The sequence below is a fragment of the Nostoc sp. genome, assembly GCF_041747015.1.
Taxonomy (GTDB): domain Bacteria; phylum Cyanobacteriota; class Cyanobacteriia; order Cyanobacteriales; family Nostocaceae; genus Nostoc.
Genome location: NZ_JBGTFY010000377.1, coordinates 1 through 8961 on the forward strand (window position 1 = coordinate 1; position 8961 = coordinate 8961).

An 8961-nucleotide genomic window follows, 5' to 3' on the forward strand; every position below is an offset into this window, starting at 1 on the left:
TATTAAGTGTGAAAAAACCTAGTTATGTAAAAAAAATAACTAGTCCGACGCGTTAGTGAACTAGTTTTTAAAGAAATCCTCTTCTCATGCCATGAGTATTATTACTCATCCACAAATAGTAAAAACTGCAAAAGTATAGACCCAAGGTGACAGCAACACCTGCGCGATCGCCCACAGCACGAGATAGGGGCAGAGCTTGGTTGTAAAATTCGAGTGCTTTTTGCTTTTCTCCTAAATCAGAGTAGACTCCACCGATGTTAGTGAGTGTGCGAGCCTCACCAGAACGATAGCCCACAGCACGATATAGTGGCAGAGCTTGGTTGTAAAATTCGAGGGCTTTTTGTTTTTCTCCTAAATCGTCGTAGACTAGACCGATGTTATTGAGTGTAACGGCTTCACCAGAGCGATCGCCCACAGCCCGCCAAAGGGGCAGAGCTTGGTTGTAAAATTCGAGGGCTTTTTGCTTTTCTCCTAAATTGTAGTAGACTCCACCGATGTTATTGAATGTGCGAGCCTCACCAGTGCGATCGCCCACAGCACGAGATAGGGGCAAAGCTTGGTTGTAAAATTCGAGGGCTTTTTGCTTTTCTCCTAAATCGGAGTAGACTAAACCGATGTTATTGAGTGTAGTCGCTTCACCAGAGCGATCGCCCACAGCCCGAATAAGGGGCAAAGCTTGGTTGTAAAAATCGAGGGCTTTTTGCTTTTCTCCTAAATTGGAGTAGACTCCACCGATGTTAGTGAGTGTGCGAGCCTCACCAGAACGATCGCCCACAGCCCGAAAAAGGGGCAGAGCTTGGTTATAAAATTCGAGGGCTTTTTGCTTTTCTCCTAAACCGTTGTAGACTGCACCGATATTATTGAGTGTAGCCGCAACACTTGTGCGATCGCCCACAGCGCGCAAAAGGGGCAGAGCTTGGTTGTAAAATTCGAGGGCTTTTTGCTTTTCTCCTAAATCGTCGTAGACTAAACCGATCCTACTGAGTGTAGTCGCAACACCTGTGCGATCGCCCACAGCCCGATATAGGGGCAGAGCTTGGTTGTAAAATTCGAGGGCTTTTTGCTTTTCTCCTAAACGGTCGTAGTTAAACCCAAGCCAAACTAGTGCAGTTACTTCAAGTTTTTGGTCTTTGAGTTCCTGTGCCATAGCCGGAACTGGCTGTAATATTTGTATTGCCTGTTGGTATTCCTGTTGCTGTGTAAGTTTTATCCCTTGCTCTAGCAGTCTTTGTGTTTCTTGCGATCGCGAGTTTTGAGTTTGTCCCCAGGTGGGTTGAGCCATCAACATTACTGTTATGGGCGTTAGACAAATACCCAAAGCTAAAAAATTGGTAAGAATTTTTTTCATAGAATATTACAGATATGATCAGTTTTCATTGAGCATCAGCCGAAGCTGTGGTTAGGAATGTTGAAGTTGTGGTTACTAACGTTGAAGCTGCTATAAAAAATACTTAGCCTGTTGTTAGAACAACTTAAGCGTTTGTTATTAATGTTGAAGCCGTTGTTACTAACGTTGAATTTGCTATAAGAAATACTTAAGTCGTTGTTAGGACAACTTAAGCGTTTATTATTAATACTAACGTTGACATAAGAAATACTTAAGCTGTTGTTAAAACGACTTAAGCGTTTGTTATTGATGGTGAAGCTGTGGTTATTAATCTTGAAGTAATCGTGAAGAACGTTGAAGCAAATAGTTGATTGCTTGATTCATTTTCAGGCAGTTGCTAAAATAATTCACCCTCAATAAGGTTTTGCCAGAATAGTGATCGTTTTTTGTTGCGAATTGAACTGGATTTCATCTACCACATATTGCCGATTTCTAGCCACTGATTGAATACCCCGTAACTGTGCTGTGGAAACTACAGGTGGTTTGAGCTTCAACACTGCTTGACCTTGGGTAGTATTTTTGACAGTAAAATTATTTATGGGTATACCCCTCCAAGTTACAGCCTTACCTGTAGGACGTTCTCCTCCACCCCGCAGACGTGGAATCCTATCAATTTTGTAAACCAATGCCTCTTTCTTGAAAACTACTTTTGCAATTTGGCTCAGGGGAATTGTAGCAGTTTTACCACTACGCTGAATTGATAGAGCTTGGCTTTGTGCATCAATTCCGATTACTCGACCACTGCTTGACTCACCCCCATTAAGGATGATCTCTGCTAATTCTGGCAAAGCTACCACAAGTTCTAATTCATCTGCTTTGATTTGTGTCTGTGCTAACAATAAATTTCCCGTCTTGACATCTTGGCTAATTACAGTTTCAATGTTTCCGGCGATCGCTGCTGCCATTACTAAAATTGCTACAACCCATCTCTGGAAAAAAGCTTTCATGGCTTTAACAGTATATTTGACTATATTTAACTTTCTCATTAAACTTCAAAAGCAGATACTAAATTTACGTAAAATTACCAAAAGAAACTGAGCGTTCACCCTCCCCATCTCTCGTATGACCCAAGTCCCTAATCAGGAAAGCAATATTTTAGGCAAATTCACAAGTGTACTTGGCTTACTGGGTGCGGCGCTTTTCTTTGCAGGCTGGATTTATCGTTGGTCATATTTCTACTTTTTTCAGCTAGAAGTCAATACCCTCGATTTACCTGCACAGTCTTTCTTGATAGTTCCCCTGCAAATATTTCTCGGAGATGGCTGGACAATATGCAAAAGTGCGATCGCCTTTTTTGTAGCTGCGATCGCAATTCAGGCTACATTATGGTTAATTAAAATCATCAGTGATGCCGTAGTCTCTACAAGCCAATTGTTAGTGAATCGCATCATCTCTGTTACCCAACACAAACGCTCATGGACAGCTAAACAGCTAAAATCTCTGGCTGAATTTAGTTCTGGACAACTGCGCTCAGTGGAATTTTTGCGATCGCTAGTCAATGAGATAGTAATTGTATCCTGGGTATTAATTGTGATATTTTGGTTAGCGCGTTGGCAAGGCATTGCAGATGCACAACGAGACGCTGGTCAAAACTCCACTTTACCTGTTGTAGCGTTAATTACACCTGAAGAAAAGTTTCCTGTGGGGCGCAAACTTGATGATATATTTGCTGATCCGTCCTTGAAAGGTTATCGCATTATTGGCGATCGGGGTTTATTCGACGACTTGCGAGGCAGGGAAGATAATGATACCAGCAATCCAAAGCAGCCGCGAGTCTGGCGTTTACTCTTAGAACGTGGCGGCTGGATTTATTTGTTTCGAGCATTGCCCCCAAATGCGAAACTTGATGAACTGCCGTCGGTGTTGGCTATTCAAGAAAGTGACAAGGGACATATTATTATTCGCAGTCCAGAAGTTTCTAAAACTAGTTCTCCTTGATATAGGATAATTTGTTTCACGCAGAGGCGCAGAGGCGCAGAGAGGATAAGAGTTTTATTAGCGCTTTTGCATCAGACAATCAAGCAATCATTTTCTCTAAGGCAATTTGCAAATCTTTTGTCAAGTCGCTCACAGCTTGCTTTGCAGCAAAGCGATCGCCCTGACAATTTTGCCAGCGTTCCGTAACTGAAATGGGTTCTCCTACGGTGATTTGTGCCTGTCGTAAACCTAACCGAGGTCGTCCTGGAAGTGTTGTATCCTGAATTCGGGAAAGCATATCGAAAATGAGCAAAGCTGTTTCCGCAAACCGTTCCGCTGTCGGTTCTTCCTGAATATAAGTAGCGGTAACTGCAACAAAACTTTCCACTATCCTCATATGTCGCATTCGCAAGTCTGCTTCCTCTGCAATCCAGTCTGCCAAACCGCGTTTGAAAGGTGGTAAAGCATTTATATCTGGCAAATCTTCCCGGTAAATATAATTCCAACCAGCCTCTTCCAAGCGGCGACAGCGATCAATAAAATTACCCTGTGGCTGAACTCCAAAATATTGCTCGGTAACTTGTAAAGACTTATCCAGTAAGCGATGGAGTCGAGCAATCAACACCTGATTAGGAGTAGCAGATTCCTCAGTTGCAATGGTTTTTGGAATGTCTTGATGATAGAAGCGACGATAAAACTCTTCCATCTCAGTAAGGATATATTCAGCCAATCGATAGATGCGTTGATAGTAAATCTCTTGAAGATTGCCCTGATCAATTTCCTTAACTGGTAAGCCGCTATCAGCTTCCAACTTACTCAACAGCCAATCCAGTTTAGACCAAGGTGGCTCAACGTAGCGATACTGGATGGCGATCGGCACAATTATCACAGTCTCAGGACGGTTAGCTTTTTGCAAGTCTTCTGCACACCAAAACCCCATTTGAGCAACACCGGGTTCCAGGGGGCTAACGATGCCACTATGACCATTAGTACCTCCTTCGGGTGCAACTGCGATCGGGAATTTTCCATTAGCAAACAACTCCCGTGCTGTTTGAATAGCTTGCCGATCTAGTCGTCTACCGCGATGAACCGGCACACCTCCTACCCGTGAAAACAACCAACCCAGCCAGTCACCAGCCCAAACTGTCATACCCCGATCATAAAGAAAGTAGCTGTGAACAAGGGATTGTAATGTAATACCTTGCTGACGAGCAACCTTTGGCACTATGCGGGAAAGCAAATACAGCATACAGAGGGGATCTTCTACCTCTGGATGGCGAAATGCCAACAAAAAGCGAATTTTTCCAGCCTGAAATTGTTGATAAAGTTCAGCTAATACCTCAGCATTCTTGGCTTCAATATTGACAATACCAGCTTGTAGCCAAGGGCGAGTGCGAAACCGTAGTGCGATCGGCAGTAACCACCGAACAATCTGGAGTACCAGCGGGTTAAACCGTTGGGGAATAAACTTTAGTGGTGGTTGAGTAGAGTGAATCGATTTAGGCAAGTCGCTCTCCAGATTGTGTCTCTAGCGATTGTATAACGCGGATTTTCAGTTTTAGGTAAACGCACAGATTGGAACAAGTACCTGATGCCCTCTAAGTTCTTCAGCCATAAGCTAGATATCCAATAGTTCGGGTCTAAGGCAACATTGAAGACACGCGCGGGCCTGCTCTTTAAAGAACTGGGGACACTATCCGCTCAAGTGAAATATCTTCTAAATTAAATATACTTGGGATATTGCACATTTATAAAATCATCTTGAATGGAGGTTAGCGGACTCGAACCGCTGACATCCTGCTTGCAAAGCAGGCGCTCTACCAACTGAGCCAAACCCCCATAGAATTAAAAGAGTAGGTAACTTTAGTTGCCGTTTTTATTGTAACTTATATTGTTCCATTACAAAAGGGATGAAGCCAGAAAATATCCAAGTTGTTGCAGCATTGTATAAATTCGTCAAGCTGCCAGATTTTGCCGAAAAACAAGATTCTCTCCTATCTTACTGCCAAGCGCAAGGTGTCAAAGGGACAATTTTGCTAGCACAAGAAGGCATTAACGCTACAATTGCGGGTTCGCGTCAGGCGATAGATTCCGTTCTCTGCTTTCTGCGTTCTGATTCCCGTCTAGCAGACTTAGAATACAAAGAGTCTTATACCGAAACCCCACCATTTGAGCGGCTGAAGGTGCGATTGAAGCCTGAAATTGTCACTTTGGGATTACCTGAAATTGACCCAAATGAGCAAGTTGGCATTTATGTCAATCCCCAGGAATGGAATGATTTAATTTCTGATCCAGAAGTAACCGTGATTGATACCCGCAATGATTATGAGGTGAATATCGGTACTTTCCAAGGAGCAGAAAATCCCCAAACTAACTCATTCCGAGAATTTCCAGATTATGTGCTACACCATCTCGACCCAACTAAACACAAAAAGGTGGCTCTGTTTTGTACGGGCGGTATTCGCTGTGAAAAAGCTTCATCTTTCATGCTTGCCCAAGGCTTTGCAGAAGTTTATCATCTTAAAGGCGGCATTCTCAAGTATTTGGTAGAAGTTCCAGCCAAAGAAAGTTTATGGGAGGGGGAATGTTTTGTCTTTGATGAGCGGGTAGCTGTCAGTCATGGGTTAGAGGAAGGAAGTTGTGAAAGGTGCTTCAATTGTGGACGTCCGATTTCTGAAGAAGATAAGGTATCTCCTAAATATGAACAAGGTATCTCATGTCCCTATTGTTTTGATAGCCTCACTGAGGATAAAATAGCACGTCAGCAGCAAAAATGGCGGCACTATCAAAGCCAAGTTGATATCGTGGACTAAATTACAGTTAGTACTTTCTTTGTCGATCGCAGGTTACTTTGAAACTATCAATAACAGTAGGGAGAACAAACTATGCCAAATTCATCTCTATTTATTCCAGTTATCCTTGGCACTCCTCGTCAAGGTCGTCAGAGTGAACACGTTGCTAAATTTATTGTTGAACAGGTTGCAGCACGCGATCGCCTAGAAACCGAACTGATAGATATTAGAAATATAGCGATCGCTAACGATGATGCAGGTGAATCTCTCAAAGACCCGCAATTTTCTGCAACAATGGAACGGGCAGATGGATTAATTATTGTTACACCAGAGTATAACCACGGTTATCCGGGTTTGCTCAAACACATACTTGACACCTGCCTTAAAGAATACATTCATAAAGCCGTTGGATTGTGTGGCGTTTCCGCAGGACCTTTTGGAGGCACAAGAGTAATCCAAAACCTCTTACCTGTAATGCGAGAGTTGGGGCTAGTAACTATTTTTTATGACCTCAACTTTAGCAATGTTCAAAAACTATTTGATGAGTCGGGTGATTTGATTGACAAACCAACCTACATTCGCCGGATGGACAGGTTTATGGACGAGTTAGTTTGGATGTCAAGTGTATTGAAATATGGGCGACAAGAAGTTAGCTTGGAGAATAAAGATAGTAACTAATCGGACGCAATCAATTATACAATGTCATTGTGATCGCTTTGCTACCAATGCATCTATAAATTATAATGATTTAGTCAACAGATATTTGTGCAGACAAAGTTAATCACATCTGCAAGTCCAGACTGAGTTTTCAAATTAGTAAAAATAAATGGTTTATCGCCGCGCATTTTTTTAGCGTCCCGTTCCATAACGCTTAAATCTGCGCCAACATAGGGTGCAAGGTCAGTTTTGTTAATCACCAACAAATCAGACTTAGTAATGCCGGGTCCACCTTTGCGGGGAATTTTATCACCAGCAGCAACATCAATAACGTAAATCGTTAAATCCACCAATTCTGGACTAAAGGTAGCAGCCAAATTATCGCCGCCACTTTCTAAAAATACTAAATCCAAATCAGTAAAACGTTCTTCTAACTGTTCAATTGCCGCCAAATTCATCGAAGCATCTTCGCGGATGGCAGTATGAGGACAACCACCAGTTTCTACACCCAAAATGCGATCGCTTGTCAACGCCTGAGAACGCACTAAAAATTGAGCATCCTCCTGAGTATAAATATCATTCGTCACCACCGCAATCTGATACTGCTCACGCAACCCCTTACACAAAGCATCCACCAAAGCTGTCTTCCCAGAACCCACTGGCCCAGCAACTCCTACTCTAAATGCATTCATTCTTATTTGTCCTTTGTCATTTGTTATTTGTTATTTGTCATTTGTTATTTGTCCTTGGTACATGGTTATTAGTTTTTAGTTTTTGACTATTTTTACAGTACGTAAGTTCTAGACTAATGACCAATGACTAATGACCAATGACTAACTCCTAAACAGCCTTGTATACTGCGTTTCGTGCTGCATACTCGCCAGCGACAAACCCCAATTCCAACAGCCGAGTTGATCATCCTCCAACGCTAGAATTTCTAACGCCACAGTACTAATTAATGGCTGCAAATCTAGCAATAACTGCTGTCCTGCTGTTTGTCCAAGGGGGATCAGTTTCACGCCAGCAGTAATCAAATTACTCGCCCAACTATGCAGATATCCCAGTAATCCGGCTTTGATACTGATTTGCCAATGGGCAACGGCAATGCCAAAAGCGATCGCATAATTGCAAGGATTACCCACAGCATTAGCAATAGGCATAATCTGCGGTTCTAGTTTACCAAGTAATTGGATCAGCGATCGCCCCATCTGCCAACTAGAAGCGCGTAATTCTTCTGTTTCTCTAGCAGCAGATAACCACAGATTCCAACGGCATAGCGACTTTACATCACCCATTTTTGCAGATTGTTCAGATCGTACCATCACCGCCGCCTCTAACTGAATTGCCCCGTAGAGCAACTCCGCTTTTAGCCAATGTTTAAGATGTGTTTGGTTAGCGATCGTACCATTTTCCACCAGCGTTTCCAAGCCTTCAGAATAGCTATATGCTCCCACAGGCAAAGCGGAGCTAGCCAGCTGCAAAATACTTAAAAGATGGCTATCAGTGAGCGTGATACTGTTGTCCATAAGCTCCCAATTCTGGCTGAAACGGTAAAATTTCCTCTTTAACTTCTAATCCCAGTTGTTCCAACATTGTGCGTAAAACAGAATCAGAGGACAAGCGTAAATAAGTCGGGGTAATTTCTACAGGTACATGGCGATTTCCCAGATGGTATGCCGCCCGTAATAATAATAATGGTGTTTGGGCAAAAGCAGTCAACACTAATTCTGGTTTGGCAGTAATTCTGATTAAACTGCTATGGATTTCTTCTTGCAGAATATCGCCATCATGTAACACAGTTCCTCTGGGTAAATGTAAAAACACAACCTTACCATCTTCAGTTTCAAAGCGATGACGACTGCGGGTGCGTTCTTCTGCTGTCAGCGCTAGAGTAAAAGTGACTACGGCATCGCTATTAGGTGGTTTAAGTTGGGTAAATGTCAGCATACATAGTTTCGCCTGAACTTCCGCTTCTGATTATGGTTCTAATTTAACTAATTACGAATTATTTTAAACACCATAGCTGCCTTGCCCGAAGGAAAGATAAAATCAAACAAAGAAAGGCAACAAGCCAAACGGGGACAATCATGAACCAAGCCATTGAGGGAGTACGCTGGACAATTCACGATTTAGAGGTTCTACCCGAAAATGAGTGGACACGCTATGAAATTATTAATGGAGAACTCTTTGTGACTCGCACTCCTCACC

8 protein-coding genes, 1 tRNA gene and 2 pseudogenes are annotated in these 8961 nt (G+C 42.7%); 4 read left to right on the top strand and 7 right to left on the bottom strand.

Going from position 1 to position 8961, the window contains the following annotated elements; translation table 11 throughout:
• Nucleotides 1-142: 142 nt before the first annotated feature.
• Nucleotides 143-1348, bottom strand: a pseudogene (locus ACEW80_RS29770) (tetratricopeptide repeat protein); the annotation flags it as partial.
• Nucleotides 1349-1740: 392 nt separating this feature from the next.
• The gene (locus ACEW80_RS29775) at nucleotides 1741-2373 is read right to left on the bottom strand and encodes a hypothetical protein (protein WP_373530062.1); all 633 of its coding nucleotides are present in this window, start codon (nucleotides 2371-2373) and stop codon (nucleotides 1741-1743) included.
• A gap of 76 nt (nucleotides 2374-2449) precedes the next feature.
• Between ACEW80_RS29775 and ACEW80_RS29780 the strand changes: the two genes are divergently transcribed.
• Complete coding sequence (locus ACEW80_RS29780) at nucleotides 2450-3325, top strand: hypothetical protein (protein WP_373530063.1); 876 nt, start codon at nucleotides 2450-2452, stop codon at nucleotides 3323-3325.
• 79 nt (nucleotides 3326-3404) lie between these two features.
• Here ACEW80_RS29780 and ACEW80_RS29785 read toward each other — a convergent pair whose 3' ends face one another.
• Nucleotides 3405-4811, bottom strand: coding sequence for a lysophospholipid acyltransferase family protein (locus ACEW80_RS29785; protein ID WP_373530064.1), 1407 nt, complete (start codon nucleotides 4809-4811; stop codon nucleotides 3405-3407).
• Nucleotides 4812-5070: 259 nt separating this feature from the next.
• Nucleotides 5071-5143, bottom strand: a tRNA-Ala gene (locus ACEW80_RS29790).
• Between the two features lie 71 nt (nucleotides 5144-5214).
• Here ACEW80_RS29790 and ACEW80_RS29795 point away from each other — a divergent pair.
• Nucleotides 5215-6117 (top strand): rhodanese-related sulfurtransferase, encoded by a 903-nt coding sequence (locus ACEW80_RS29795; RefSeq protein ID WP_373530065.1) that lies wholly within the window; start codon nucleotides 5215-5217, stop codon nucleotides 6115-6117.
• 72 nt (nucleotides 6118-6189) lie between these two features.
• Complete coding sequence (locus ACEW80_RS29800) at nucleotides 6190-6774, top strand: NADPH-dependent FMN reductase (protein WP_373530066.1); 585 nt, start codon at nucleotides 6190-6192, stop codon at nucleotides 6772-6774.
• A 74-nt stretch (nucleotides 6775-6848) separates the two neighbouring features.
• Here ACEW80_RS29800 and ureG read toward each other — a convergent pair whose 3' ends face one another.
• From ureG to ureE, 3 genes are all read right to left on the bottom strand, one after another.
• Complete coding sequence (ureG, locus tag ACEW80_RS29805) at nucleotides 6849-7445, bottom strand: urease accessory protein UreG (RefSeq protein ID WP_373530067.1); 597 nt, start codon at nucleotides 7443-7445, stop codon at nucleotides 6849-6851.
• A gap of 141 nt (nucleotides 7446-7586) precedes the next feature.
• Nucleotides 7587-8279 carry an urease accessory protein UreF gene (locus tag ACEW80_RS29810; protein WP_373530068.1) on the bottom strand — a complete coding sequence of 231 codons (693 nt, stop codon included), beginning with the start codon at nucleotides 8277-8279 and terminating at the stop codon, nucleotides 7587-7589.
• A complete protein-coding gene (gene ureE, locus ACEW80_RS29815; protein WP_373530069.1) occupies nucleotides 8254-8700 on the bottom strand; it encodes an urease accessory protein UreE in 447 nt (148 codons plus the stop codon). The genes ACEW80_RS29810 and ureE overlap by 26 nt, the downstream gene beginning before the upstream one ends.
• Nucleotides 8701-8840: 140 nt before the next feature.
• On the opposite strand from ureE, the pseudogene ACEW80_RS29820 reads away from it, so the two are divergent.
• Nucleotides 8841-8961 (top strand): annotated as a pseudogene (locus tag ACEW80_RS29820) (Uma2 family endonuclease); the annotation flags it as partial.

Coding starts and splice junctions, on each gene's coding strand:
- ACEW80_RS29775 (WP_373530062.1), bottom strand. CDS start 2,373: ATGAGAAAGTTAAATATAGTCAAATATACTGTTAAAGCCATGAAAGCT.
- ACEW80_RS29780 (WP_373530063.1), top strand. CDS start 2,450: ATGACCCAAGTCCCTAATCAGGAAAGCAATATTTTAGGCAAATTCACA.
- ACEW80_RS29795 (WP_373530065.1), top strand. CDS start 5,215: ATGAAGCCAGAAAATATCCAAGTTGTTGCAGCATTGTATAAATTCGTC.
- ACEW80_RS29800 (WP_373530066.1), top strand. CDS start 6,190: ATGCCAAATTCATCTCTATTTATTCCAGTTATCCTTGGCACTCCTCGT.
- ureG (WP_373530067.1), bottom strand. CDS start 7,445: ATGAATGCATTTAGAGTAGGAGTTGCTGGGCCAGTGGGTTCTGGGAAG.
- ACEW80_RS29810 (WP_373530068.1), bottom strand. CDS start 8,279: ATGGACAACAGTATCACGCTCACTGATAGCCATCTTTTAAGTATTTTG.
- ureE (WP_373530069.1), bottom strand. CDS start 8,700: ATGCTGACATTTACCCAACTTAAACCACCTAATAGCGATGCCGTAGTC.